This window comes from Corynebacterium sp. L4757 (assembly GCF_043673995.1).
Classification (GTDB): domain Bacteria; phylum Actinomycetota; class Actinomycetes; order Mycobacteriales; family Mycobacteriaceae; genus Corynebacterium.
In genome coordinates, this window is sequence record NZ_JBIMEN010000003.1 from 1 (window position 1) to 26,094 (window position 26,094).

The following is a 26,094-nucleotide window of genomic DNA, read 5'->3' on the forward strand; positions in this document are numbered from 1 at the left end:
TGGATGGCCTTTCGGGGTTGTTTGGTTGTTGGTGTGTGCCGGATGTCGGGGGTTGTTAGATACTCGGCATTGAAAATATTGTAATTATTTTTAACGGTGCATATTGTTTATCAACATTGTTTAAGTTCTGTATTTAATACGGATTTATTTTTTTAAACGTGAAACTGGCTTTAGCCTGTTTCACGTGTTGATTTCTTTATGTAGTAATTTTTGGTCAGCTTCATGCAGGTAGAGATGTCTGTGTGTTGTTTGTCTTTTTTAAGTTAGGTTTGGGCTTTTCACTAGCCTTTTTGTGGAGAGTTTGATCCTGGCTCAGGATGAACGCTGGCGGCGTGCTTAACACATGCAAGTCGAACGGAAAGGCCTCTAGCTTGCTAGGGGTACTCGAGTGGCGAACGGGTGAGTAACACGTGGGTGATCTGCCCTGCACTTTGGGATAAGCTTGGGAAACTGGGTCTAATACCGAATATGACCATTGTTTGGATGCGATGGTGGAAAGCTTTTGCGGTGTGGGATGAGCCTGCGGCCTATCAGCTTGTTGGTGGGGTAATGGCCTACCAAGGCGGCGACGGGTATCCGGCCTGAGAGGGTGTACGGACACATTGGGACTGAGATACGGCCCAGACTCCTACGGGAGGCAGCAGTGGGGAATATTGCACAATGGGCGCAAGCCTGATGCAGCGACGCCGCGTGGGGGATGACGGCCTTCGGGTTGTAAACTCCTTTCGCCAGGGACGAAGCGTTTTTGTGACGGTACCTGGATAAGAAGCACCGGCTAACTACGTGCCAGCAGCCGCGGTAATACGTAGGGTGCGAGCGTTGTCCGGAATTACTGGGCGTAAAGAGCTCGTAGGTGGTTTGTCGCGTCGTCTGTGAAATCCCGGGGCTTAACTTCGGGCGTGCAGGCGATACGGGCATAACTTGAGTGCTGTAGGGGAGACTGGAATTCCTGGTGTAGCGGTGAAATGCGCAGATATCAGGAGGAACACCGATGGCGAAGGCAGGTCTCTGGGCAGTAACTGACGCTGAGGAGCGAAAGCATGGGTAGCGAACAGGATTAGATACCCTGGTAGTCCATGCCGTAAACGGTGGGCGCTAGGTGTAGGGGGCTTCCACGTCTTCTGTGCCGTAGCTAACGCATTAAGCGCCCCGCCTGGGGAGTACGGCCGCAAGGCTAAAACTCAAAGGAATTGACGGGGGCCCGCACAAGCGGCGGAGCATGTGGATTAATTCGATGCAACGCGAAGAACCTTACCTGGGCTTGACATGTACAGGATCGGGCTAGAGATAGTCTTTCCCTTGTGGTCTGTATACAGGTGGTGCATGGTTGTCGTCAGCTCGTGTCGTGAGATGTTGGGTTAAGTCCCGCAACGAGCGCAACCCTTGTCTTATGTTGCCAGCACGTTATGGTGGGGACTCATGAGAGACTGCCGGGGTTAACTCGGAGGAAGGTGGGGATGACGTCAAATCATCATGCCCCTTATGTCCAGGGCTTCACACATGCTACAATGGTCGATACAGTGGGCAGCGACATCGTGAGGTGGAGCGAATCCCTGAAAGTCGGCCTTAGTTCGGATTGGGGTCTGCAACTCGACCCCATGAAGTCGGAGTCGCTAGTAATCGCAGATCAGCAACGCTGCGGTGAATACGTTCCCGGGCCTTGTACACACCGCCCGTCACGTCATGAAAGTTGGTAACACCCGAAGCCAGTGGCCTAAACTTGTTAGGGAGCTGTCGAAGGTGGGATCGGCGATTGGGACGAAGTCGTAACAAGGTAGCCGTACCGGAAGGTGCGGCTGGATCACCTCCTTTCTAAGGAGCTTTATTATAAAAAATCCATCTCTTAACAGTTGTTAATGATGGTGGTGATGGTGGTTGATGGCCCGAGTGTGGTCATGCCACGAGATTGAATCGGAGTGGAAACACACCGCCAGTAAAAGATGCTGGTAATAACATCTAAAACATATAACTAAGACTTGAATATGTATGTTGGTGCACTGTTGGGTGTCTGGGACAACAATCCAGTATTTTGGGTTGGTCCTGATGCTCACACACGATAATGGCAGCACGGTACAGCTTTTGCTGGGTGTTGTGGTTGGGTGTGTGGGGTGTTGTGTGAGAACTGTATAGTGGACGCGAGCATCCACCACATAATGATTCTTCCTTTGTGTTGGGTTGTTGTGTGGTGTGTGTAATTTTTCTTATTTTTTCTGTGAGAACGCGCAGCCAGGTGTGAGCCTGGTTGTGTTTAGTATTTTTCTTTAGTTATGGTTGTTCACCCACATAAATAAGATACTGCTAGAAAGGCTGTTGGTTTTTCTTCGCGGTTTGTTTGTGTGTGGTGTGTGTTCGTTATTTAAGGGCGCATGGTGGATGCCTTGGCATACTGGGCCGATGAAGGACGTGTAAGGCTGCGTTAAGCCTCGGGGAGTTGTCAATTGAGCGTTGATCCGAGGATGTCCGAATGGGGAAACCCGCCTGCCGTTATGGGTAGGTACCCACTAGTGAATTCATAGCTGGTGTGGGGGTGATACGTGGGGAAGTGAAACATCTTAGTACCTGCAGGAGGAGAAAATAAATTAATGATTCTGCTAGTAGCGGCGAGCGAACGTGGATGAGGCTAAACCGTGTGTATGTGATACTTGGTAGAGGTTGTGCATGCGGTGTTGTGGGGCCATGATTTTTTGTTCCTACCAGGACAAAGCGCGCAGTATGATGTTAGTCGAAGTAGGTTGGAATGCCTGGCCGTAGAAGGTGAGAGCCCTGTAGGTGAAGACATTGTGGTGTGTGTGTTGTGGTGCCCGAGTAGCAGCGGGCTCGTGGAATCTGCTGTGAATCTGCCGGGACCACCCGGTAAGCCTAAATACTCAGTGTGACCGATAGTGTATGAGTACCGTGAGGGAATGGTGAAAAGTACCCCGGGAGGGGAGTGAAATAGTTCCTGAAACCATGTGCTTACAATCCGTCAGAGCACCGTTTGTGTGTGATGGCGTGCCTTTTGAAGAATGAGCCTGCGAGTCAGCGGCATGTCGCGAGGTTAACCCGTGTGGGGTAGCCGTAGGGAAACCGAATCCTAATGAGGGTGTCAAGTGGCATGTTCTGGACCCGAAGCGGGGTGATCTACCCATGGCCAGTGTGAAGCGATGGTAAGACGTCGTGGAGGCGCGAACCCACGTAGGTTGAAAACTGCGGGGATGAGTTGTGGGTAGGGGTGAAAGGCCAATCAAACTCCGTGATAGCTGGTTCTCCCCGAAATGCATTTAGGTGCAGCGTCGTAGTAGCTTGGTGGAGGTAGAGCTACTGGTTGGTTGAGCGGGACTATCATCTTAGCAACATCAGCCAAACTCCGAATGCCATCAATGTGTTCTACGGCAGTGAGACTGTGGGGGATAAGCTTCATAGTCGAGAGGGAAACAGCCCAGATCGCCGGTTAAGGCCCCTAAGGGTGTGCTAAGTGGAAAAGGATGTAAGATCGCGAAGACAGCCAGGAGGTTGGCTTAGAAGCAGCCATCCTTGAAAGAGTGCGTAATAGCTCACTGGTCGAGTGGTTTTGCGCCGACAATGTAGTGGGGCTCAAGCACACCGCCGAAGCCGCGGCAATAATTTTTGTTATTGGGTAGGGGAGCGTCGTGCATGGGTTGAAGCAGTACTGTAAGGAGCTGTGGACTGTGTGCGAGTGAGAATGCAGGCATGAGTAACGAATTGGACAGTGAGAATCTGTCCCGCCGGATGACTAAGGGTTCCTGGGTCAAGTTCGTCTTCCCAGGGTGAGTCGGGACCTAAGGCGAGGCCGACAGGCGTAGTCGATGGACAACCAGTTGATATTCTGGTACCCGTATATGCGCGCCCGTGGTAAAGCATTGATACTAACCACCCACAAACACCTCACTTAGGCCTTCGGGCCGCGGTGGTGTGTGCGTGCGTGGGGCCTGAAATGTGGTCCAAGCGATGGGGTGACACAGGGAGGTAGCCATGCCACTTATTGGATTGTTGGTGTAAGCGTGTGAACCGGTGTATAGGTAAATCCGTACACTTTTATGGTCAAGGCGTGATGCGTAGCCGTTATGGTGAAGTTGGTGATCCTGTACTGTCGAGAAAAGCCTCTAGCGATGTGTGTATATGGCCCGTACCCTAAACCGACACAGGTAGTCAGGTTGAAAATACTAAGGCGTTCGGGATAACTGTGGTTAAGGAATTCGGCAAAATGCCCCCGTAACTTCGGAAGAAGGGGGACCTGCAATGGTGAGAGGATTTACTCCTTTAGCTGGTGTGGGTCGCAGAGAATAGAGGGAAGCGACTGTTTATCAAAAACACAGGTCCATGCGAAGACGTGAAGTTGAGGTATATGGACTGACGCCTGCCCGGTGCTGGAAGGTTAAGAGGACCGGTTAGCTTTTATGAGCGAAGCTGAGAATTTAAGCCCCAGTAAACGGCGGTGGTAACTATAACCATCCTAAGGTAGCGAAATTCCTTGTCGGGTAAGTTCCGACCTGCACGAATGGCGTAACGACTTCTCTGCTGTCTCAACCACAGGCCCGGTGAAATTGCACTACGAGTAAAGATGCTCGTTACGCGCGGCAGGACGAAAAGACCCCGGGACCTTCACTATAGCTTGGTATTGGTGTTCGGTTCGGTTTGTGTAGGATAGGTGGGAGACTGTGAAGCATTCACGCTAGTGGGTGTGGAGTCGTTGTTGAAATACCACTCTGATCGGATTGGATACCTGAACCTTGGCCCATGATCTGGGTTGGGGACAGTGCCTGGTGGGTAGTTTAACTGGGGCGGTTGCCTCCTAAAATGTAACGGAGGCGCCCAAAGGTTCCCTCAGCCTGGTTGGCAATCAGGTGGTGAGTGTAAGTGCACAAGGGAGCTTGACTGTGAGACTGACAAGTCGAGCAGGGACGAAAGTCGGGACTAGTGATCCGGCACCTACTTGTGGAAGTGGTGTCGCTCAACGGATAAAAGGTACCCCGGGGATAACAGGCTGATCTTCCCCAAGAGTCCATATCGACGGGATGGTTTGGCACCTCGATGTCGGCTCGTCGCATCCTGGGGCTGGAGTAGGTCCCAAGGGTTGGGCTGTTCGCCCATTAAAGCGGCACGCGAGCTGGGTTCAGAACGTCGTGAGACAGTTCGGTCTCTATCCGCCGCGCGCGTTGAAACTTGAAGAAGGCTGTCCCTAGTACGAGAGGACCGGGACGGACGTACCTCTGGTGTGCCAGTTGTTCCGCCAGGAGCATCGCTGGTTGGCTACGTACGGAAGGGATAACCGCTGAAAGCATCTAAGCGGGAAGCCTGTTTTAAGATGAGGTTTCTGTTGAGGTTCCCTACAGACTATAGGGTTGATAGGCCAGACCTGTACGCATTGTAAAATGTTAAGGCTACTGGTACTAATACACCAACAAACAAACACAACCAACACACATAATGATGTGCGGTTTGGTTTACGCAATCGTAACGAGAAAAACACTCACAACATAAGAAAACACGACAAGACACAGTCTTGCCCGTGCCACCGCGTCCACTATGCAGTATCTGACACAACACCCACAGCATCAGAACACTATTGTTCCGATGATTTGTCGGTGGCCATAGCGGCAGGGAAACGCCCGGAACCCATTCCGAACCCGGAAGCTAAGCCTGCCCGCGCTGATGGTACTGCACCCGGGAGGGTGTGGGAGAGTAAGTTACCGCCGACATAAAACAACAACAACTACATACACCAAGAAGAGGCTAGAACCCATAGGGTCCTAGCCTTCTTCTGCGTTTTACAGTCTTCTCGTTTTTCATATTGAAGATCTGTATCCGCACATATCTTATGACCCGCGGGTAGCATTCGCCTTTCCGCGGGTTTCTAGAAGTCTAATGTGGTTCGGAATTCGCGTTCCTGGCCGCTAATAGGATCTGTAAAGCCTAGAACTGCCGCAGTGAGGTGCATCGGAATATTCATATCCTCTGCATCGACTGGGTGGATAACAGGATAAACCGGGTCGCCCAGGATGGGGACTCCTGCGGCCCACATATGAAGGCGCAATTGGTGGGTCTTGCCGGTTTGAGGTTTGAGCGTATAACGAGCCAGAGGCTTTTGTTCACCGTGAATTGCTTCGAGCTTTTGTTGTTCGTCATGGGTGAGTGGGGTGACATCGGCAAGCTGCGTTATTGCATTGTGCTCGCCTTCTTCAATTCGTCCCTGAATCTCACCGGGGGTCTTCTCCATTCTGGATGCCCACGTCAGCGGTGTGGTGAAATGCGCGTATTCGGCAATCGCTATATAGGTCTTTGAGACTTCACGTCGAGCAAAAAGTGTTTGGTAAGAGCCACGCACACCCCGATGTTTAGTGAAAAGCAATAGTCCTGAGGTAAGTCGATCCAAGCGATGTGCTGGACTGAGCTCATCAATACCGGTAGATCGGCGCAACCTGACGGTGGCGGTCTCAGTGATATGACGTGCCCGAGGCATCGTGGCCATAAAGGGCGGTTTATCCACCACTATGATGTCATCGTCCTCATAGACGATGTGAATGTCATAAGGGACGGGTTCTTCAGGCGCGGGAGTGCGATAAAAGAACACATCCTGGTTGGCTCGGAGGATGGTCTCCGGCGAAATCGGGGTGGCATCAAAAATCACTACTTCATTAGCTTTGAAGCGTTCTAGCAGGGCATCGGCATTGTCCAAAGGATGACGATGTCGCTGTGACATGATGACTTGCTCTAGGAAATCGAATGCCACGATCTGGGTGATATCTTCTGGTACCCGCACACGGGTGGGGTTCAGCCCGTCCTTAATCGGCAAGGGGCTGTACCCTTTTCGCTGATGCGATAGTCTATTTCCCATGGATTTTAATGCACTCCTTGAACCAGCAATTCAATTTTCTTCCGAGGGTATCGGAGCTCAGCTACTGAAAGCAGGCGAATTCCTCTACATGCTGCTCTTCCCATCCAATGCGGAGGGAGCAACACTTGACCCTGATAATGGGGTTGCTGACGCGATTGACGCCGTCACCAAATAGCACTATCTAGTGTCCTTCTTGGACCGGTTGCCCACTTTGTAGGGTATAACAACTGATTTCATTGGTCATAAGCAGCTATACTTAAGTGTAGGAAATGAAATCTATCATTCCGGAGATTTTCACCTGACCAGAGCGGAACCGCCGTATGCTGGCAGACACTTCAGGAAGGGGAACATCATGGCAAAAGAAGACATCGTAGTAGTAGCAGTAGACGGGTCTGAGGCCTCGAATAACGCAGTCCTCTGGGCTGCAAACACTGCAACCAAGCGCGGAATCCCACTTCGCCTTGCTTCCAGCTACACCATGCCGCAATTCCTGTACGCGGAAGGCATGGTTCCACCAAAAGAACTGTACGAAGATCTCCAGAATGAGACCGCTCAGAAGATTGAGGACGCTCGCGTTCTAGCGCATGAGGCGTTCCCAGATCTGAAGATTGGTCACACCATCGCTGAAGGTTCCCCAATTGACATGCTGCTGGAGATGTCACATGACGTCACCATGATTGTTATGGGCTCCCGCGGTATGGGCGGACTGTCCGGCATGGTGATGGGTTCTGTCTCTGCCAACGTTGTTTCCCACGCACACTGCCCAGTTGTTGTGGTCCGTGAAGATAACGCTGTGACCGAGAAGAATAAGTACGGCCCAGTCATCGTTGGTGTTGACGGTTCTGAGGTTTCCCAGAAGGCAACCGCTTATGCATTCCGCGAAGCACAGGCGCGAGGCGCTGAGCTGATTGCTATCCACACCTGGATGGACATGCAGGCGCAGGCATCCCTGGCAGGTCTGGCTGCAGCACAAGCAGAGTGGTCTGAGATTGAGCGTGAGCAGGGCGAGCTGCTTTCGGAGCGCCTTGCGCCTTTCGAGGAAGAGTACCCAGATGTTAAGGTGACCCGCATTATTGCGCGTGACCGTCCAGTGCGTGCGCTCACTGATTCTGCTGCCGATGCGCAGCTGGTTGTTGTTGGCTCTCACGGCCGTGGCGGTTTCCGCGGCATGCTCCTGGGCTCCACCTCCCGAGCGCTGCTGCAATCTGCACCGTGCCCATTGATGGTTGTTCGCCCTGAGTCCTACATTGGTGAAGAGGAAGCTTCTTAAAGCATTCTTTGCCTGATGCGGCACCGAAAGCCCTGATTTTCGCTATAACGCGAAGGTTAGGGCTTTATTACATTTGTTAAACAATTGTGCGCTTGCGTTTACGTGGGCCGTAAACAGTGGCAGGATGGAGATATCGCTTCATAGGCTAACTATGGCAGCGTAGAAATATTTTACTAATGATCGAAAGAGATTAAATCGAGCTGGAACTGTTGTCTCACACTTAAACGATGTGACTGTTTCAGTCCACGAGGAGGAGAAAATCATGGGATTCATCGGCTGGATTATTATTGGCGCTATCGCTGGCTTCTTGGCAGAAAAGATCATGAAGCGTGACCACGGACTTTTGACCAACATTATCGTCGGTATCATCGGCGGCGTCATTGGTGGTTTCCTGCTTTCCTTGGTCGGCCTGGGCAGCGGCGGCTGGATCTGGACGCTCGTTACCGCAACTCTGGGTGCTTGTATCCTGCTGTGGATTGTGGGCGCTATTCGTTCCAAGAGCGCAAACTAACACTTACTTCTCACCGGCTGGGATGAATTAAACCCACCCAGTTGGTAGCAAACAAACCGGTTTGTCTATATTGTGTAGATGAACCGGTTTGTTTGTGTCTAAAGCGTCTGCGCGCTTTGCTTTGAAGAAAGGATGTCCCACGTGGCTCAGAAGAAGTCTCGCCGAAACCGTCCGAGTCCTCGTCACCGTCTGCTGGCATCCGCAACAAACCTTTTTACGACCGAAGGCATCCGCGTCATCGGTATTGACCGCATTCTGCGCGAAGCTGATGTCGCCAAGGCATCGCTCTACTCGCTCTTTGGCTCCAAAGACGCACTAGTGATCGCTTATGTCGAGGCCCTTGATGAACAATACCGTGAGGCCTGGCAAGAGCGCACCGCAGATGTGGAAGAACCACAGCAGAAGATTCTGGCTTTCTTCGACATGGCGATTGAAGAAGAACCCGGTAAAGAATTCCGCGGTTCGCACTTCTTGAACGCGGCTGGTGAATATCCACGTCCAGAAACAGACGCGGAGCGCGGTATTGTCGCAGCTTGTTTGGAACATCGTCGGTGGATGCATTCCACCATGACGGGATTGTTGAATGAGATCAATGGCTATCCATCGGAAAGCCAAGCAGATGAGTTGCTCATTTTCCTAGACGGCGGCACATCTGGTGCGCGTTTGATGCGCAAGATTAACCCGCTTAATACCGCACGCGAGCTGGCCGTTCAGATGCTGTCAGAACCGCCAGCGGATTACACGATCTAGTCTTCGGATTCTTTCCTCTTTGCTTCCCGCTCCGCGCGGCGCTGGGCGGAGCGAATCTTTAATGCCTCGCGGCGCAGCTCAGTGTCCTTCTTCTTATTTTCTTTCTCAGTGGCTTTGTGCTCGGCTTTTTCTTCGGAATTGAGCTGGCGGTAGGCCTTGAAATCGCGAATGGATTGACGGCGCATCTCATGTACCTCTTCATTCAGCGGGTACTTAATACGCAGCACGATCTGGCAGATGATGGTGAGCGTGAGCGTGTAGAGATTGGTGCAGAACCAGTAGAAGATAACCGCCAGCGGACCAGGGCCGTGTACAGCGACATTCCACAGCAGAATCGGAATGAACACCATGATTGCGAGGGAGACGTAGAACAGGCGGCGGGAAAGCTTCGCGTTGAAATTGGTGGTCCAGAAGGCGCGTGTGGTGGAAATGCACATGTTGATGACGGTGAAGGCCAGCGCCAGAAGCAGCCACGGCATGGCCACTTCGCGGACATTTGCTGGGTCCACACCCAAGTCCATGGCCCAGGAATCCGGCATAGAGATAAACGCCGGTAGTGGCACACCATTGAGTGTAGTTTGGCGGAAAGATTCCACTTCCGCGGCGCTAATGAAGCCAATATCGCCCGTGGAACTGGGGCGGGCCATGCGCAGTACTACCTGGTAGAGACCGATAAACACCGGGATCATGATCAGCGGCGGAATACAGCCGATAGCCGGGTTGTAGTTATGCTCTTTGTGCAGCTTGTCGATAGCGTCTTTATTCGCCTGGTACTCCTCCGCGGTGGTGGCGGGCGGAATGGCCGCCTTCACCGGGCGCAGCAGTGCTGCGACGCGCCCGCTGCGCACCGAGTACCACGTCAGGGGTGCCAAGAGTGTCCGGACGGTGAGAACCAGCAGCACAATGGACATTAACCACGCGGTTTGTTCATCGAAGAAGTTATGCGTGATCATGTGCCAGAGCTTCATGATTCCCGACACGGGGTAGACAAATATATCGAGCATTTCTGCCTTTCTGCATGGGCGTCTAAGGACACTATAATTTCTGATATGACGAAGTCCCGCATCAGCGTGCGCCAAATCCTGGGTGAGCTGCTTTTAACCGCCGGTGTGCTGCTGTTGCTTTTCGCGTTTTATGAAGCGTTTTGGACGAATGTGGCATCGGGCAAGCTGCAGCAGGAGGCACAAGCGGAGCTGGATGAGCAGTGGCACAATCCGCGCGGGGAGCTGGACCCAGAGTTGGGCGAGGCTTTTGCCAAGATGCATATTCCGGCGTTTGGGTCGGACTTTGAATTCGCAATCATCGAAGGCACCGATGAAAATGACCTGTTGCGGGGGCCGGGTCATTATGAAAATACGCAGATGCCGGGCGAGCTGGGAAATTTTGCGGTCGCAGGTCACCGCGTGGGTAAGGGCGCGCCCTTTAATGACTTAGGCGCGTTGGACACCTGCGATGAGATCATTATTGAAACCGCGACGCGCAAGATTACCTACCGCGTGCTGCCCATTGATGGCGCGCCGGCGGACTGCCTAAGTCCTACGCAGCAGGCGAAGTTGGATGGCGAATATTCCATGGCCGGGCGTCACATCACCACGCCGGGTGATGTCGGGGTCATTGCCGCACAGCCAGTGCTTGCCGATGCCCCACCCACCGAATCCATCCTCACCCTGACCACGTGTCACCCGCAATTTTCTAATGCTGAGCGCATGATTGTGCATGCGATGGAAACCAGCAATATCGCGAAGGCCTAGGAAGGAGCATTCATGTATCAAGCATTATGGAATCTTTTGCCTGGACCGAAGCCGGTAAAAATCATTCTGGCCTTGGCGATTGCGGTCGGCGTATTTTTCCTACTGATGGAAGTTATCTTCCCGCACGTATCGTTGATGATGCCCTATAACGACGTCGCGATTTAAAGCCCGAGGTTCTCAATCACCGCATGTGCGAGAGTTTCGGCTTTCACCGATTGTTTTTGGTTGCTCCACACCACTACGGCCGTGGAGTCTTTCGCGACCGCATAGACGCTGCCGCCTTGCGATGGGCCGCCGGTGACTGGTCCGCGCCCGCCTTGCCAAACGCCGAATTCGGCGGGTGAGGTGGAATCAATAGGCGCTGCGAAGTCCACAACGTCCATGGCTTGGTCAAAAGAATTCATCTCGCGCACCATAACCGTTGCTTGCGGCAGGTCTGGATAAGACCAAAACACACAAGCCGGGGTTTCAAAGCGCTCATCAACGCCATAATCAACCATGCGCTGGCCATTGGTCTCTGCCACAAATTGCGTATCCAAATAAGGGCATTCCTCCATGGTGCCGCGTTCCACCTGGGGAAGGGCGTCGGCGGAGATAGCGGTGGTTTCGGTGGCCTCGGTGGCCTCGGTGGCCTCGGTGGGAGCTTCAGGAGCGGGTTCTTCGGCGCAGGCTGTGAGAATGCTCGCTGCGATAACCAGCGAGAGCGCGCGGGGAAGTAGGCTCTTTGACATGAGCAATAGTCTAGATCAGCGGGAGGAAGAAACCCTCGCAGCAACAGAGGGTGCGGATGTGCTGCGCAATGGCATCCATGTGCTGACTGCAACCATCCTCGTGGTAGCGATTTTGACCTCGGTGCGCATGCCGCTGGAACAAGCCGCCATCAACCTCGTGTTATTGGCGCTTTTTGCTGTTGTGTATTTTGCGGGGAGCTTCTACCTAGACCGAATGAGTTTTACGTGGAAGCTCGTCTGGCTGACGGTGCTGACGATCATTTGGATCACCGATATTCTCTTCGCGCCCGCCGGAATGTATCTGCTCTTCGTTCTCTTTTTCTTCTACCTGCGCGTCCTGGGCATGGTGTGGGGCGTTATCGCGGTGATTTTTGGTACCGCGGTCTCAGTGGGTGTGCAATTTCCACAAGGATTGAGCTTTGGTGGCGTGATGGGGCCGGTGGTCTCAGCGCTGGTCACCGTCGCGATTTTCTATGCTTTAGAACGTCTGCATGAGATTAACCGTGAACGCGCGGCCTTGATTCAGGAACTCATGGACACCCGCCAGCAACTAGCGGAGACCGAGCGCGCGGCAGGTGTTGCGGGGGAACGTCAACGTATTGCGCATGAAATCCATGACACGCTGGCGCAGGGACTGTCTTCCATTCAGATGCTCTTGCATGCGGCTGACCGTGACCTGGATGGGGCGGGCAACGTGGCCAAGGCGCGCGAGCGCATTGACCTAGCGCGGCACACGGCTTCAGATAACCTGCAGGAAGCTCGCGCGATGATTGCGGCGCTGCAGCCGGTGGCGCTCTCGCAGACCTCACTAGTGGGCGCGCTGGAGCGCATGTCCGAAGGTTTTGCAGCGGCCGGTGACGTCGATATCGAGGTGGATTGTGAGGGCGAGGTGACTCAGCTGCCGATGAAGCTGGAAGCCGTGTTGTTGCGGATTGCCCAGGGAGCGGTGGGTAATGTGGCCAAACACGCGAATGCGACGCGCGCGAGAATCACCGTTACCTATGGTCCCGATGAAGTGCGCGTGGACGTGGTGGATAATGGCCAGGGTTTCGATGCCGAAGCGGTGGCCTTAAAACCTGCTGGCCTGGGGCATATTGGTCTTTCTGCCATGCAGCGGCGGGCAGAAGAAGTTGGCGGCGACGTGGTTATCGAATCAACCCCAGGACACGGAACTGCAGTCAGCGTTAGTGTACCCTTAACAAAGGTAGAAGATTAAACTTTTGATGGATGAGAGATAGCAAAAAGGAGTGATGAAGTGATTCGCGTCTTGCTGGCTGATGACCATGAAATCGTTCGTCTGGGCCTTCGTGCAATTTTGGAAGCAGAACAAGACATCGAGGTGGTCGGGGAAGTCGCCACGGCAGAAGCCGCGATTTCTGTAGCTCAAGCAGGCGGAATTGACGTCATCTTGATGGACTTGCGCTTCGGTGCAGGCATTGAGGGCACCCGCGTCATGGGCGGCGCGGAAGCGACCAAGCGGATTCGCCAGACCATGGAGAATCCGCCGAAGGTGCTATGCGTGACCAACTATGACACGGATGCGGATATCCTCGGCGCTATTGAGGCGGGTGCGGTGGGCTACCTGCTTAAAGATGCACCCCCGCTGGAGCTGACCAATGCGGTGCGCTCGGCTGCGGAAGGTGATTCGGCATTGAGCTCGATGGTGGCGGACCGTTTGATGACCCGTGTGCGCACGCCACGCTCCTCGCTCACGCCACGAGAGCTGGAAGTCCTTCAACTGGTCGCCGGCGGCTCCTCCAACCGTGAGATCGGCCAAGAATTGATGCTCTCAGAGGCCACAGTGAAATCGCACCTGGTGCACATCTACGACAAGCTCGGCGTGCGCTCCCGCACCTCAGCTGTCGCAGCCGCCCGTGAACAGGGTGTGCTGTAGAAGTAATTTGCTGAATACGCCCAAAGATCTCCTTGACGGGATGTTCTTGGCGTACCTGATAATGCTCCCTTATTTGCATAAGGGAGCATATTCGTTAATTCTGAGAAAATCTCAGGTTAGTCTCGCCGTGGCATGGATCTGGCCAGCGTCGCGACTGGAACCGGGATGGATACGTTGATTCCAACCATTCCGACTTCGCTCTCATTTTGGAAGCGACGGGCGGCACCATCGTCCCTAATAGCCTTGAATCCAGTTCTCACAAGCACCACAAAACCGATGCGTGTGGCTCTACAGTTGAGAGAAAATGACCATCACGGGCCCGATTAGAGTGAGGAGATTTTGAATGCCCTTGGAGTTGAAGGTTGATGCGCTATTATTCGATATCGATGGAACACTGATTGACTCAACGCCTGCTGTTGAACGTGCACGGAGAAACTTGCACGAGCGCGAGGATTAAACCCCGAAGAGATACTTCGGGTTTCCCATGGACGGAGAAGCCAAGACACCCTCGCAGATTTCTTGAGGGAAGACGATATTGAATCTGCTGCCCAGGAATTAGAGGAGCTGGAGCTTCAAGATTTGGGGGACGTAGTAGCGCTTCCGGGCACGAACTCATTGTTGGATGCATTGCCTCCGGAGCGGTGGGCGGCAGTCACTTCGGGCGGACGGAACCTGATGGTAGCTCGGCTGCACGCTGCCGGACTGCCAATTCCTGAAATACTGATTGCGGCAGAAGATGTCAAAGAAGGAAAACCGAATCCTGAGGGATATCTCAAGGCCGCAGCGGAGCTAGCAGTTGAGGCAGAAAACTGTGTGGTCATAGAGGGCGCTCCGGCAGGTATAGCTGCCGGAAAAGCAAGTCGTGCCACGGTTATTGCGGTGGCTACGTCACACAGCATGGATCTGCTTACTGAAGCAGATGAAGTTATTCCTGATCTTAGCTGACTTCACATTGATATTGATTCCGGCGGGGTTCACATCAAGATTGAAAAATAGGCCGCACTGTACTGATTCTAGAATTACCAGGATGCAGCCTATTTTATTGTTCAGGACGAGCTTTAGCCTGCGGTGATACGCGACTGGATTTCCTGGGTCACCTGGTCAATGTCGCGGTTGATGGAACCGTGCGCGCGACGGCGCTGCTGCGGGGTCATCAGCTCAGCATTATCGACTGCGGCATCCAGGTCATCGAGGCGCTCATTCACATCGCGCTTGAAACCAGCCGGCAGGCTGGAGTTCTGCTCGATGGTGTTGCGAATGCCCTGGGTGCGTGCCTTAATGGATGCGCCGTGGCCTGCGAAAGACGCGAGCTGGTCGGTGGTGACACCGGCCTTCTTCGCACGGCTTTGCTCCAGCTGCTGACGGCCGGTCACAATCGCTCGGTAAACCAGCGGCAACAAAAGTGGCGCTGCAGTACGGGCCGCCCCAGCATAACGCTTAACATTATCGGTATTGAAGCGGCCAGCGCGCAGCTTCTCCAGCTCGGTCTTCGCAAGCTTGAGCTCATGCTTACGGCGCTGCTTCAAACCCTTTTCCTCAGACTTGATCAGCTGCTTTTCCTGTTGAGCCAAAAGCTTCTCCTGGCGGCGGCGTGCCTTATCAGCAGACTTGACCTCGGCCTTTGCCTTGGTCTTAGCAGCCTTGAACTCAGCTTTAGCAGCGCGACGTGACTTGCGGAATTTCTTTAGAATGCTCATCAATTAAGTCCGTTCATTTCTTTTGTTCATCAAGTGCAGTAGTTGACTCCATTCAACATTACCTTGATAGCTGGGTTAAGCTCAGTAGAGTGGAAAATCAGGTGCGCGCGTCAGACTTAGTGGGCTGCCATTATCGGCTGGTCCAGCGTCGAGCATTCCCTGATGTCCCCCGCACCGAAGCCGCCCAGGCCCGCGCAGATCGTTATGATGCCGCGCGCGAAAGCGTGTGGGAAAAATTCCCCCAAAAATCAGATTCCCGCAGGACACCGTTTCGCCGCATTGATTTAGGCCCTCTGCCCGCCGAAGATCCGTGGTCCCGCTCCCTGGAAACTCTCGAAGCCCTCGCTGTGGGCGCTACGCACATTACCGGTGCGGTTTTCGCTACTGATGAGTGGATAGTGGGGGTGGACATGTTGGTTAAGGAAGCATCGGCTGGCGCATCGGCAAGCGATGCTTATACCCCCGTTATCGTCTCCAGCCACCGCGTGGCGCGCAAACATGACACGGTCAAGACTTTGGGTGTGCCCACGCATCGGCTTGGGTTGAGCGAACCTTTGGAAGTGGGATATAAGCCGCGCCACCACGTGCTTGATGGCTACCATCTGGCTTTGGCCGCGCGTGCTTTGGAAGAGCTGGGCAAGAATTCTGGGCGCGGGGTGCTCATTGGTCAGGATAAAAACCTGGCTTTTTACTCGGATACGGCAAGCTATCAGCCGGCGCTTAGCACGGCATTGGAGGCAGTGGAGCCGCAGAATCTGCCAACGCAGCCACGACGGGTCAAAGAATGCGCGACATGTAAATTCTGGGATAAATGCCGCCCTGAGCTTGAAGCCATGGATGAAATCAGCCTCTTTTTGCCCGGTGACCGCGCGCGGGCTTACCGGGAGCGCGGCATCAACACCGTGCAGGGGCTTATTGATGCGGACTTAGGGCTGCCCTCGCAGCTGGCGTCCGCGTGGCGTGATGGCACCGTGCTGCTGGCACGCGGTGATGTTGCTGTGCCGCGTGCGGATGTCGAAATTGATGTGGACATGGAAGCCTACATGGACCAAGGTGCCTATTTATGGGGTTCCTGGTTGGACGGGGCCTACCACGACTTCGTGACCTGGGAACCTTTGGGCGCAAAGGCAGAGGCTCGGAATTTCGCCGAGTTCTGGTCCTGGCTGATGGAAAAGCGAGCTGATGCGCATGCGGCGGGCAAGACTTTTGCCGCATATTGCTACTCGGCGCATGGTGAGAACCACTGGATGCGCATGTCGGCGCAACGTTTCCACGGCCATAATCCGGGCGTGCCATCGTTGGAGGAAGTCAACGCCTTTATCAACTCAGATGAATGGGTGGATATGTTCGTCCACGTCAAAGCCCATTTCGTGGGGCCTTTCGGGCTCAGCCTCAAAGTAGTTGCGCCGGAAGCTGGTTTTCATTGGGAGCAAGGCGATTTTGATGGAGAGGAATCCGTCAATGCGCGCCGGGTGGCCATAGGTAGTGATGCCGCGGCGATGGCGGCGCGGGAGAAGCTGCTCATCTATAACGCCGATGATGTCCAGGCGACTTTCACTGTACGCGAGTGGATGAGCGCAAATGCACCTAATGTGCCTCGCTTAGATAGCTAGGTGACTAAACCCTCAGCGCGGTCGCATCTTCCGTGCGTCGGGCGGTAGTTTTGTGCAGCCACAGGCCGATAACGATGACGGCGATGGTAAAGCAGGAGATGAAGCCGATGAAGCCAGTCCAGTTGGTGGCCTCAAAGACCAAGCCGGAGATGGCACCGATGATGGAAGAACCGGCGTAATAACAAAATAGGTACATGCTTGATGCTTCGGCGCGGTCTTTATATGCGGCTTGTCCTACCCATCCGGATGCGGTGGAGTGAGCGGCGAAGAAGCCGGCGGTGAAAATGAACATGCCCGCGAGCAGCATCGGCAGGGGACCGAGCGTCATGACCACGCCGAGTGCGTAGAGCAGGGCGGAGCCGATGAAGGTTTTCCCGTGTCCATAACGGTTGATGATGGCGCCCACCCGCGCGGAAGACCAGGTGCCGGCAAGATACATCAAAAACACTAGGCCTGCCAGGGTAATGGGCAGTCCGAAGCGTTCGATGAGCCGGAAGGTGATGAAGTTATACATGGACACAAATGCACCCATGCCTAAGAACGCAAAGACAAAGAGCAGGCCGGTTTGTGGATTGCGCCAGTGATTAACCATCGCGCGCAGCTCGGATTTAAACCGCAGCTGTTTAGGCTGGAAGTTTTGTTGCTTGGGAAGCAGGATGATAAATAGCACGGCGAAGAAAGCGGAGACTGCGGCTGCTCCTAAAAGGGCCCCGCGCCATCCGGTAAATTCCAAAAGGCCGGTGGGAATCAGGCGTCCGGTCAAGCCGCCGAGGGTATTACCAGCGATGTATAAGCCCATGGCTCGTGGGAGCACGTCTTCGTCGAGCTCTTCTGACAGCCACGCCATGGCCACGGCCGGTGCGCCCGCGAGTACCGCGCCTTGGAGTGCGCGGATGGAGATAATAGCCCAGACATTGTCACCGACCAGCGGCACCATGAAGGCAAGGATTGTGGCTAATACGGCAGAGATAATCAGCAAGCGGCCGCGGCCGAAACGCTCAGACAAGATAGACAGCGGCACGATGCACAGTGCCAGCGCACCAGTTGCCGCGGATACTGTTAATGCAGCCTCGGTGTGGCTAAATCCGAGCTCGTCTACGAATGTCGGCAGGATGGCCTGGGTGGAGTAGAGACCGGAAAAGATGGCCAGGCCGACAAAGAGCATGGCCACCATGGCGCGCGTATTTCTTTGCATGTGTTCATCATCCACCACGTGCGTTAATGAGTAAAATGCAGGAAAGAGCTCGTGAGTATGCATGTCATGCATAGGTAAGAAGGAGTGCGCGGATGAATCTGGTGGATGTGGAAGGCTTCCTTGGCGTCGTGCGGGCGGTGGACGCCGGGGAGAGCCTCAGTGATGCTGCCGATGACCTCGCCTTATCCCAATCCGCATTGACTAGGCGCGTACAGCGGTTGGAAAAAGAGCTGGGTACCACGCTATTTGAACGCCGTGGCCGGACATTGGTGCTCAATACCCGTGGGCAGGCCTTTTTACCTCACGCCCGCGCAATGATTGATGCACAGGCGGCGGGGATTGAACAGGTTTCGCGATTGATGGATCCAGAACGTGGCCGTGTGCGGCTGGACTTCATGCACTCGTTGGGTACGTGGATGGTGCCGGATCTGCTGAAAAGCTACCGGCAGCTGCATCCGCACGTGCAATTCGGTCTGCATCAAGGAGCCGCCCAACTTCTCGTGGATCGTATTCAGCAGGGACTGAGTGATATTGCGCTGGTAGGACCCAAGCCGCAGGAGCTAAATGATGATGTCGACTTGGAATGGCATCAGTTGAAATTGCAGCGCTTGGCCATCGGTGTGTCGGAGGGGCACTGGGCATCGGGCAAGGAAAGTATCGCTATTTCGGAGCTGGCCGCTGAAGCATTCATCGGTATGCTGCCGGGCTATGGCACGCGCATGCTGTTGGATGCGTTGGCTGCAGAGGCGGGCTTTGTGCCGCGTCTGGTGTTTGAGTCGATGGAGCTGACCACGGTGACGGGTCTGGTGGAAGCAGGCTTGGGCTGTGCGTTGTTGCCGTTGGATGATCCGTATTTGAATGCCACGAATCTAATTCCGTTGGAACCGGTGCGTTACCGGGAGCTTGGTGCGGTGTGGCGTAGCGGTGATGATGCACCGCCGGTGGCGCAGTTTCGGGCCTTTATTCGTTCGCGCTAGTCGCAGGTGTCTCGGGAAGTTCAGGAATGAAGAGGTCTTCGATGTGGCAATCAAATTGAGCCGCTAATTGAAAGGCGAGCGGCAAGGATGGGTCGTAGCGGCCTTTTTCAATGCTGATGATGGTTTGGCGGGAGACGCCGAGGGCATCGGCAAGCTTTTGCTGTGAGAGGCCCTGCTGTTCCCGATACGCTTTGAGATTATTGTTCATGGTCTATGAATCACGGCGCTTAAACAGCTGGTAACTGGCGGCGAAGGTGACCAGGATGAAGACGTAGGAGGCAATCGCGACGGTGCCAAGCGTGACACGAATATCGGTGAAGACGCTGGCGACGCCAAGTGCACCAATGGCTACCAAAATGATGTGAAAGGTCGACTGCGCGGCATTGTCGTACCAGGTGGATTCGATGGAATTTTCCGGGTTCTCCGTCGCGCCGCGAATGGTGTTGCGGTCCACGAGGAAAGCCCACGAGGCAGCCATCGCGACTGGGAAGAGGCACAACGTGAAGACGCCGAGGTAGAGCGCGGTTGATTCAGGTGGCTGGATAATCGCCCACAGGACTGTCGCGATAGCGACAGAAACGACCAGTCCGGCGGCGAAAGAGCCCACCATCAACGCGGTGGAGGTGCCGCCATATTTGGAGCGGCCAAAACGGGAACGCTGCGGGCGGGGTGTGGTGGAGGTGTCCATGATGAAACTTTCGAAGGTAGACAAAAGAGGTGAACTACCTCCACCGTAGGTAAAGCACCCTTTACATGTCAAGGGAGCTTTACAAGAATGTTAAATATGCAGGTCGCTGGCCAGGGCGAGGAGTTCTGCATCATCGATGGTGAGCGCGCCGAGGTGCACGGCGGCAGGCTGAGGGCGTCCTGGCACTGGCCATGGCAAGGAAATAGCACAGGTACCTGCGATATTAAAGAGTGAGGTCCACGGCACCCAGCGGGCTTGAGCAGCGAAATTCTCTGCCGGTGATAGTGACGTGAACGCACCAATTTTCGGTGGGTCAGAGGCAATCGTGGGGTTGAGAATAACGTCCACGCCCCAGTGTTCAGTGAACCTGCCTTTCAGGGCGCGGGCATAAGTTTCGGACTCTGTGACTTGCTCTTGAGTGACAGTCAAACCCTTTTCGCGTAGCCACTCGGCAATGTAGTCATAGTGTTCTAGCTCTGCCAGGCGGTAGGAGAAGAGATTGGTGAAATGCTCAAACGTGGTCTCGGCTTCGGGCCAGCCGCCGACTTCGATGACTTCGTGGCCGGCATCGGCAAGCTGTTGTGCTGCCTCGGACACTGCAGTGAGGTATTCAGCTTGGACTTCAGTTTCGGCGATGATCGGCGTGGTGAGCACACCGATCCGCAGCTTACGCCCGAGACTCGGTTGGATTTGATGTAAGAAAGCCTGGTCGGCAACAGATGTGGTGAGATAGCCATGGACTGCGAGCGTGGTGGCAGAGGGCTTAAAGCCAACAATGCCGCAGGCCGCTGCCGGAATGCGAATAGAGCCGCCGCCGTCAGAACCGTGCGCCGCACGCACGAGACCACGGGCCACCATGGCAGCGGCACCACCGGAGGAACCACCTGGGGTGTGGCCTGGCCAAATGGGATTATCTACCGCAGGCAGGTCGCGCGGCTCAGCATCCACGGTCAGCCCCAACTCAGAGGACACTGACTTGCCGGGAACGCGCGCGCCGCGCGCTTCATAAGCAGCGATGAAAGGGTCGGTTTCCGTGGCCATTCGGGTGCGTGCCTTGGAACCGAAAGTGGTGGGCATGCCTTCAACGTCATAGAGGTCTTTGGCTGGAATGATCCAGCCTGAAAGGTCGCCCTCGGCGACTGGTTCGCGTTCGAGGTCAAGGTGGGCAAATCCGTGCTCAGCAGGGGTGAGGTTTTCTAGGGCGTGGGCGAGATCCGTGATTGATTCCGTCATGTGCCCATCCTAGAAGCTGTGGCACGCAAAAGCCCTCGTGTTAAAACACGAGGGCGATTGTGAAAAGCTTCGCGCACTAAAGCCTGCGCGAAGACTTACTTAATTACTTGGTTGCAGCTGCGAAACGCTCTGCAACGTCATCCCAGTTGAAGACGTTCCAAACAGCCTTGACGTAGTCTGCCTTAACGTTCTTGTACTGCAGGTAGAAAGCGTGCTCCCACATATCGAGCATCAGCAGTGGGGTCAGGCCGATGGAGGTGTTGCCCTGCTGGTCAGTCAGCTGCTCAACAACCAGGCGACCTGCGATGGAATCGTAGCCGAGAACTGCCCAGCCGGAACCCTGCAGACCAAGAGCTGCACCGTTGAAGTGAGCCTGGAACTTCTCGAAGGAACCGAAGTCGCGGTTGATAGCTTCTGCCAGCTCACCGGTTGGCTCGCCGCCACCGTTTGGAGAAAGGTTCTTCCAGAAAATGGAGTGGTTGGTGTGACCACCCAGGTTGAAAGCCAGGTTCTTAGACAGTGCGCGAATCTTATCTGGGTTTGCGTCACCGTTGCGCTCTGCCTCGAGTGCCTCAAGAGCTGCGTTAGCGCCAGCAACGTAGGTTGCGTGGTGCTTGGAGTGGTGCAGCTCCATGATTTCAGCGGAGATGTGTGGCTCTAGTGCGTCATATGCATAGTCGAGCTCTGGTAGTTCATATACAGCCATGAGTTTGTATTCCTTTCGTTGGGTACGTGTCCCATGATAAGCAGTTTGATTCTTTTATCAACGATAGTGTGACTAAATTCTGGGAACCAGCTGGTAGTGGAATATTTTGGGAGTCGTGTAAGTTGAGTAAAAACAGAAAGGAGACGATTTTAATGTCGTTCTTATTTGCTCCCACCCCTCAACTTGTTGCAAAAGAAGATGCGCTCGAAGGGCGCGCTGAACCTATTCTGAATCCTCGTCCGCATGCTGTGCTGGGCACCCCTATTACTGGTCCGTGGAAAGATTACCAGCGTTCATTGATCGTTGGCCTGGGTTGTTTCTGGGGTCATGAAAAGATGTACTGGGAAACCGAAGGCGTGGAATCCACCTCCGTGGGCTACGCCGGTGGCACCACCCCGAACCCCACCTATTTTGAGGTGTGCCGCGGTCAAACCAATCACGCTGAGGTTGTGGAAATTACCTATGACCCAGAAAAGATTAGCCTGCGCGAGCTGGTGGTCATGGCCTTGGAAGCTCATGACCCAACCCAGGGCTTTAGGCAAGGCAATGACGTGGGCACCCAATACCGTTCGGCGTTTTACCCGCGCACCCAGGAAGAGCTTGAGCTCATCCAGGAATTGGTGGATAGCTATGCCAAGAAGCTTAAAGATAATGGCTTTGGCGATATGACCACTGAGGTGAAACTACTCAGTGATACGGACTCTGGTGAGTACTACCTGGCGGAAGATGAGCACCAGCAGTACCTCTACAAGGTGCCTAATGGCTACTGCCCGCACCACTCCACCGGCGTGAAGTGCGATTAGCACTAGCTGATTAGCGTTAGCTTGGGTGATCGCGAATCCACTTTTCCGCTCGCTGCGCAATTCGCGGGGTGAGCGGAACTCGGGATTGGGAACCTAGCACTGAATCCCAGTACCAGAGCACTTCCTCGTGATAGTTGTGTCCGTGCCCGCCTGGCACATTGAGCGAGTTGATCTGGTCAAGGCCGATCTGCCAGAAGCTGATGACCGGCGCCCAGCCCAATGCGTGGAAAGTATCCGCGTACAGGGTTGATGGTGTCGGCTCGTGCATCCAGCCAGGCCGGGAGTAGATCAGCTTCGGGGACCACCACACGATGGGATCTGAGGTGTGCTGCGCAATCAGTACGCGCGGGCGCTGCCACGTGTTGGCGTAGCTGCGGCCGAAGGCATCGTGGCGCGTATGCGCTGGTGAAGCGGCAAAACGAATATGCTTTCCGCCATCAATGATGGGTACGCGTTCTAAAGAACCGGCATCTGGCTGCAGCTTTTTAATAAACTCAGTCATGCTCGGCGGGCCGGTAAAGACTGCGCCATCGCAGGCATTAAGCAGTTCATGCAGGTCGGCGTAATTATCTAGATGCGCGTATGCGCCTAGGGACTCACCGGCCAAATAGAGTTTGGGCCGGTTATCAGCAGGCATAGACTCCAGACGATGTTTAATACTTTGCGCCAACAGCTGGGCGGCCTCCAGCGGTGCGTGCTTGTCCACAACATAAGAAAATGCCGAAGGCAGAATCGAATACTGCATGGTGACGGTGGCGCAATTGCCCTTGGTGAGAAACTCCGGTGCGGTAGCACTCCACTCATTAATCCAGCCCGAACCAGCCGGCATTTGAATCACGATGGTGTCGCGGTGAAAAGCACCCGTGCGTTCTAGCTCGCTCATCACGTGCCGGGCTTGCGAACGCAAAGACCGTCCAGACAACAGCCCGGCGTAGATACGAATCGGTTCGCGTGCCCGATCGAATTCCATGACCTCAGCGATGTCATGTGCCCGCGGGCCGGAGGATAAGAAGCGCCGACCCTGTGCACCAACTGCGGTCCACGGTTCATAAGACCACGGGCTGCCGGAGCGTTCCGGCTCCCAGGGCATCATCGAACCAGGAAAGACCGCCTGGTTGAGCTTTTGCGCACGCGTTGAGGCCGAGCGAATAAAACGCCGCAGCACCACGCGGTCAGAAAGCGCAACCATGACAAAAATAAAGGTACTAATCGCCAGTGGCCAGGCCACCAACATGGGCACCGCGCGGCCGAATTGGCGTGATAGGCGGCTGACGGTAAATTGCACGGCCTCACCGATGAGCAATAATGCGCCATAGCCGACCGTTCCTAGTGACATACCAATCGCAGCCTGGACAGGTCCGCGGTCAATTGATTTGCTTACCAAATCAGCCTGAATGCGCTGGTTCTGCAAAGATTTCGCCATCGCAGCTAGGGTGATGACACCCATTACCCAGTGTGCGTTGCGCTTGAGCTGCGGCGTCAGGTGGTCTTGTGGTCGGCGGCCGAGCGCGCGCAAAGCATTCTTCAGTCCAAATGCAGCCGATGAAGCAAAGAAGTGCCCAATAGCTTGGCCAATAGATACATTCAAGGCCGTTACCCACCAGGGGCGGGGCAGAAGGGATGGCCAAATCGCAGCCCAAGTCGCGGCTTCCGCACCCAACATTCCAGCCGCCATATTGCGCGGCAGCCGGTTACGCCGGGTCATGCGTAGCGCCGGGGTGATATCACTTAAAATTTCCAGGCCAATAATGGATACGCGCAGTGCCTCTGAGGTTAGCTTTAGTGCGCCGGATGCCGTGCCATAGGCCAGCCGCCGAAATGCTCGGGGCGCAGGAGCAGTGCTTGCCGATGCCGTGGTCGCGTCATATTTGACGCCACCACGGGGTGTTGCCTTGGAGAATTTCTTCAATACCGAATGCGCAACCTGCTTTAAACGCGGTGTGCGCACTTGATTGGTCATGACAGCGATTATCCCAGAATAAGAAACTTCGTGCATGTGAAGTATCCGACTGCGATTGGGCGAGCGGTTCGTCAAGGCTTTGCGCATAATGGGGACTATGAGCCCACAGGTTGGTAACAAAGTCGTTCTTATTGGAGCAGGCGATGTTGGCGTCGCCTATGCATATGCACTGGTAAATCAAGGAACCGTTGACCATCTCGCGATTATTGATATCGATGAGAAGAAGCTTAAAGGAAACGTCATGGACTTAAACCATGGCGTGGTGTGGGCGCCTTCGCGTACGCGCGTCACCGAAGGCACATACGAGGATTGCCAGGATGCAGCCATCGTGGTTATCTGCGCAGGTGCTGCGCAAAAGCCAGGCGAGACCCGTCTGGACCTAGTGGATAAAAATGTTGCGATCATGAACTCCATCGTTGGCTCTGCCATGGAAGCCGGCTTCGATGGACTTTTTCTTGTCGCCACCAACCCGGTAGATCTGCTGACCTACGCCGTGTGGAAAGCATCGGGCCTGCCATCTTCGCGCGTTATTGGTTCGGGCACGGTGCTGGACTCCGCGCGCTATCGCTACATGCTCGGTGAGATGGCCAATATTGCACCGACCTCGGTGCACGCCTACATCATTGGTGAGCATGGTGATTCTGAATTGCCCGTGGTCTCCTCGGCGAATATCGGCGGTGTCCCACTGGCTCGTCAGGCGGAGCAGAAGCCAGGGTTCAATGAGCGCATTGAAGAAATCTTTGAACAAACCCGTGATGCGGCCTATCACATCATTGATGCGAAAGGCTCCACGAGCTATGGCATCGGCATGGCACTCGCTCGCATTACCCGTGCCATTGTTCAAAACCAAGACGTCGCTCTTCCGGTCTCGGCGTATATTGATGGCCACTACGGCTACAACGATATTTACTTCGGTACCCCAGCAATCATCAACCGAAATGGCGTTGCCCGGGTACTCGAACTCGACCTCGACGCTCATGAGAAAGAACGCCTTGAGGCCTCAGTCAATACCTTGCTGGAAATCAAGCACCAGATTTTCACTTAAACGTTCAGTAGTTGAGCGGACTCGGGCATTTCCCTAGCCCCAGTCCGATGGCTGGTTACTGGGCAGACTTCGAAGCCTGCTCCTGAGTCTGCCCAGCTGATCGCCCGGCTGATCGCCCGGTTGACTTCCCGGTGGCCTTTTCGGCTGTCTGCGCAGGAGATTGAGCAGGTTCTTGGGCGGGCGCCTCGGCGGAAGCCGGGGCAATTGGCGCTGGCGCTGGGTAGCTTGGCGCAACCGCGTTGTCTTGTCGTGTCTGGAGCTTCTTATTGATGCTTCTCAACGTGAGTGCTATCCACACCAAGATAATCGGGATGGCAATGGAGATGACCATACTGAGGATAGAAAAGATGAGGTTAAGTATCACTATGTAGCGCCTTTCGTCGTTGCATTTGGCCTTCCTCAACGTAGGAGTGCGGTGAAGACAGCGTCAAGGAA

24 protein-coding genes and 3 rRNA genes are annotated in these 26,094 nt (G+C 54.6%); 16 read left to right on the top strand and 11 right to left on the bottom strand.

Annotated features, from left to right (window positions below):
• The first annotated feature begins 289 nt into the window (after positions 1 to 289).
• The 3 genes from ACG98I_RS04790 (at position 290) to rrf (ending at position 5,699) form a co-directional block, all read left to right on the top strand.
• Positions 290 to 1,812: ribosomal RNA gene (locus ACG98I_RS04790) — 16S ribosomal RNA — on the top strand.
• Between the two features lie 533 nt (positions 1,813 to 2,345).
• Positions 2,346 to 5,415 (top strand): 23S ribosomal RNA (locus ACG98I_RS04795).
• Positions 5,416 to 5,581: 166 nt separating this feature from the next.
• A 5S ribosomal RNA gene (gene rrf / locus ACG98I_RS04800) occupies positions 5,582 to 5,699 on the top strand.
• Together the 16S, 23S and 5S rRNA genes form the textbook arrangement of a ribosomal RNA operon.
• A 155-nt stretch (positions 5,700 to 5,854) precedes the next feature.
• Here the strand turns inward: rrf and ACG98I_RS04805 are convergent.
• Complete coding sequence (locus ACG98I_RS04805; protein WP_394719265.1) at positions 5,855 to 6,835, bottom strand: pseudouridine synthase; 981 nt, start codon at positions 6,833 to 6,835, stop codon at positions 5,855 to 5,857.
• On the opposite strand from ACG98I_RS04805, the gene ACG98I_RS04810 reads away from it, so the two are divergent.
• The 4 genes from ACG98I_RS04810 (at position 6,834) to ACG98I_RS04825 (ending at position 9,366) form a co-directional block, all read left to right on the top strand.
• Complete coding sequence (locus ACG98I_RS04810) at positions 6,834 to 7,010, top strand: hypothetical protein (protein WP_394719263.1); 177 nt, start codon at positions 6,834 to 6,836, stop codon at positions 7,008 to 7,010. The two genes, ACG98I_RS04805 and ACG98I_RS04810, sit on opposite strands and share 2 nt — an antisense overlap.
• Positions 7,011 to 7,187: 177 nt before the next feature.
• Complete coding sequence (locus tag ACG98I_RS04815; protein ID WP_394719261.1) at positions 7,188 to 8,105, top strand: universal stress protein; 918 nt, start codon at positions 7,188 to 7,190, stop codon at positions 8,103 to 8,105.
• 262 nt (positions 8,106 to 8,367) lie between these two features.
• Complete coding sequence (locus ACG98I_RS04820; protein WP_394719289.1) at positions 8,368 to 8,616, top strand: GlsB/YeaQ/YmgE family stress response membrane protein; 249 nt, start codon at positions 8,368 to 8,370, stop codon at positions 8,614 to 8,616.
• Between the two features lie 141 nt (positions 8,617 to 8,757).
• A complete protein-coding gene (locus ACG98I_RS04825) occupies positions 8,758 to 9,366 on the top strand; it encodes a TetR/AcrR family transcriptional regulator (RefSeq protein WP_394719259.1) in 609 nt (202 codons plus the stop codon).
• Here ACG98I_RS04825 and yidC read toward each other — a convergent pair.
• A complete protein-coding gene (gene yidC / locus ACG98I_RS04830; RefSeq protein WP_394719258.1) occupies positions 9,363 to 10,370 on the bottom strand; it encodes a membrane protein insertase YidC in 1,008 nt (335 codons plus the stop codon). The two genes, ACG98I_RS04825 and yidC, sit on opposite strands and share 4 nt — an antisense overlap.
• A 45-nt stretch (positions 10,371 to 10,415) precedes the next feature.
• Here yidC and ACG98I_RS04835 point away from each other — a divergent pair, with 45 nt between their 5' ends.
• Both ACG98I_RS04835 and ACG98I_RS04840 read left to right on the top strand, forming a co-directional pair.
• Positions 10,416 to 11,117, top strand: a complete 702-nt coding sequence (locus tag ACG98I_RS04835) for a class E sortase (protein WP_394719257.1) — start codon at positions 10,416 to 10,418, stop codon at positions 11,115 to 11,117.
• Positions 11,118 to 11,129: 12 nt separating this feature from the next.
• On the top strand, positions 11,130 to 11,282 hold the full coding sequence (locus tag ACG98I_RS04840; RefSeq protein ID WP_394719255.1) for a hypothetical protein: 153 nt from the start codon (positions 11,130 to 11,132) through the stop codon (positions 11,280 to 11,282).
• Here ACG98I_RS04840 and ACG98I_RS04845 read toward each other — a convergent pair.
• Positions 11,279 to 11,848 (bottom strand): DUF2020 domain-containing protein, encoded by a 570-nt coding sequence (locus ACG98I_RS04845; RefSeq protein WP_394719254.1) that lies wholly within the window; start codon positions 11,846 to 11,848, stop codon positions 11,279 to 11,281. The genes ACG98I_RS04840 and ACG98I_RS04845 overlap by 4 nt on opposite strands.
• On the opposite strand from ACG98I_RS04845, the gene ACG98I_RS04850 reads away from it, so the two are divergent.
• The 3 genes from ACG98I_RS04850 (at position 11,847) to ACG98I_RS04860 (ending at position 14,687) form a co-directional block, all read left to right on the top strand.
• On the top strand, positions 11,847 to 13,064 hold the full coding sequence (locus ACG98I_RS04850; protein WP_394719252.1) for a sensor histidine kinase: 1,218 nt from the start codon (positions 11,847 to 11,849) through the stop codon (positions 13,062 to 13,064). The two genes, ACG98I_RS04845 and ACG98I_RS04850, sit on opposite strands and share 2 nt — an antisense overlap.
• A gap of 39 nt (positions 13,065 to 13,103) precedes the next feature.
• The gene (locus tag ACG98I_RS04855; RefSeq protein ID WP_394719251.1) at positions 13,104 to 13,742 is read left to right on the top strand and encodes a response regulator; all 639 of its coding nucleotides are present in this window, start codon (positions 13,104 to 13,106) and stop codon (positions 13,740 to 13,742) included.
• 468 nt (positions 13,743 to 14,210) lie between these two features.
• Complete coding sequence (locus ACG98I_RS04860; RefSeq protein ID WP_394719287.1) at positions 14,211 to 14,687, top strand: HAD-IA family hydrolase; 477 nt, start codon at positions 14,211 to 14,213, stop codon at positions 14,685 to 14,687.
• A gap of 113 nt (positions 14,688 to 14,800) precedes the next feature.
• On the opposite strand, the gene ACG98I_RS04865 is transcribed toward ACG98I_RS04860, so the two are convergent.
• Positions 14,801 to 15,439, bottom strand: coding sequence for a DUF6474 family protein (locus ACG98I_RS04865; protein ID WP_394719249.1), 639 nt, complete (start codon positions 15,437 to 15,439; stop codon positions 14,801 to 14,803).
• An 89-nt stretch (positions 15,440 to 15,528) separates the two neighbouring features.
• Here ACG98I_RS04865 and ACG98I_RS04870 point away from each other — a divergent pair, with 89 nt between their 5' ends.
• A complete protein-coding gene (locus tag ACG98I_RS04870) occupies positions 15,529 to 17,052 on the top strand; it encodes a TM0106 family RecB-like putative nuclease (protein WP_394719248.1) in 1,524 nt (507 codons plus the stop codon).
• A 4-nt stretch (positions 17,053 to 17,056) separates the two neighbouring features.
• Here ACG98I_RS04870 and ACG98I_RS04875 read toward each other — a convergent pair whose 3' ends face one another.
• Positions 17,057 to 18,247: an MFS transporter gene (locus tag ACG98I_RS04875; protein WP_394719286.1), complete on the bottom strand. Its 1,191-nt coding sequence runs from the start codon at positions 18,245 to 18,247 to the stop codon at positions 17,057 to 17,059.
• Positions 18,248 to 18,339: 92 nt separating this feature from the next.
• Here ACG98I_RS04875 and ACG98I_RS04880 point away from each other — a divergent pair, with 92 nt between their 5' ends.
• Complete coding sequence (locus tag ACG98I_RS04880; protein WP_394719246.1) at positions 18,340 to 19,224, top strand: LysR family transcriptional regulator; 885 nt, start codon at positions 18,340 to 18,342, stop codon at positions 19,222 to 19,224.
• On the opposite strand, the gene ACG98I_RS04885 is transcribed toward ACG98I_RS04880, so the two are convergent.
• From ACG98I_RS04885 to ACG98I_RS04900, 4 genes are all read right to left on the bottom strand, one after another.
• Complete coding sequence (locus ACG98I_RS04885) at positions 19,208 to 19,432, bottom strand: helix-turn-helix transcriptional regulator (RefSeq protein ID WP_394719244.1); 225 nt, start codon at positions 19,430 to 19,432, stop codon at positions 19,208 to 19,210. The genes ACG98I_RS04880 and ACG98I_RS04885 overlap by 17 nt on opposite strands.
• A 3-nt stretch (positions 19,433 to 19,435) precedes the next feature.
• Complete coding sequence (locus tag ACG98I_RS04890) at positions 19,436 to 19,912, bottom strand: hypothetical protein (RefSeq protein ID WP_394719243.1); 477 nt, start codon at positions 19,910 to 19,912, stop codon at positions 19,436 to 19,438.
• Positions 19,913 to 20,002: 90 nt separating this feature from the next.
• Positions 20,003 to 21,145 (bottom strand): amidase, encoded by a 1,143-nt coding sequence (locus ACG98I_RS04895; protein WP_394719241.1) that lies wholly within the window; start codon positions 21,143 to 21,145, stop codon positions 20,003 to 20,005.
• 103 nt (positions 21,146 to 21,248) lie between these two features.
• Positions 21,249 to 21,851: a superoxide dismutase gene (locus ACG98I_RS04900; RefSeq protein ID WP_394719240.1), complete on the bottom strand. Its 603-nt coding sequence runs from the start codon at positions 21,849 to 21,851 to the stop codon at positions 21,249 to 21,251.
• Positions 21,852 to 22,003: 152 nt separating this feature from the next.
• On the opposite strand from ACG98I_RS04900, the gene msrA reads away from it, so the two are divergent.
• Positions 22,004 to 22,654, top strand: coding sequence for a peptide-methionine (S)-S-oxide reductase MsrA (msrA, locus tag ACG98I_RS04905; RefSeq protein ID WP_394719238.1), 651 nt, complete (start codon positions 22,004 to 22,006; stop codon positions 22,652 to 22,654).
• Between the two features lie 16 nt (positions 22,655 to 22,670).
• On the opposite strand, the gene ACG98I_RS04910 is transcribed toward msrA, so the two are convergent.
• Positions 22,671 to 24,614, bottom strand: a complete 1,944-nt coding sequence (locus tag ACG98I_RS04910; protein WP_394719236.1) for an alpha/beta-hydrolase family protein — start codon at positions 24,612 to 24,614, stop codon at positions 22,671 to 22,673.
• 97 nt (positions 24,615 to 24,711) lie between these two features.
• Between ACG98I_RS04910 and ACG98I_RS04915 the strand changes: the two genes are divergently transcribed.
• Positions 24,712 to 25,659 (top strand): L-lactate dehydrogenase, encoded by a 948-nt coding sequence (locus ACG98I_RS04915; RefSeq protein WP_394719234.1) that lies wholly within the window; start codon positions 24,712 to 24,714, stop codon positions 25,657 to 25,659.
• 55 nt (positions 25,660 to 25,714) lie between these two features.
• Here ACG98I_RS04915 and ACG98I_RS04920 read toward each other — a convergent pair whose 3' ends face one another.
• Positions 25,715 to 26,023 carry a hypothetical protein gene (locus ACG98I_RS04920; RefSeq protein ID WP_394719233.1) on the bottom strand — a complete coding sequence of 103 codons (309 nt, stop codon included), beginning with the start codon at positions 26,021 to 26,023 and terminating at the stop codon, positions 25,715 to 25,717.
• Positions 26,024 to 26,094: the final 71 nt, after the last annotated feature.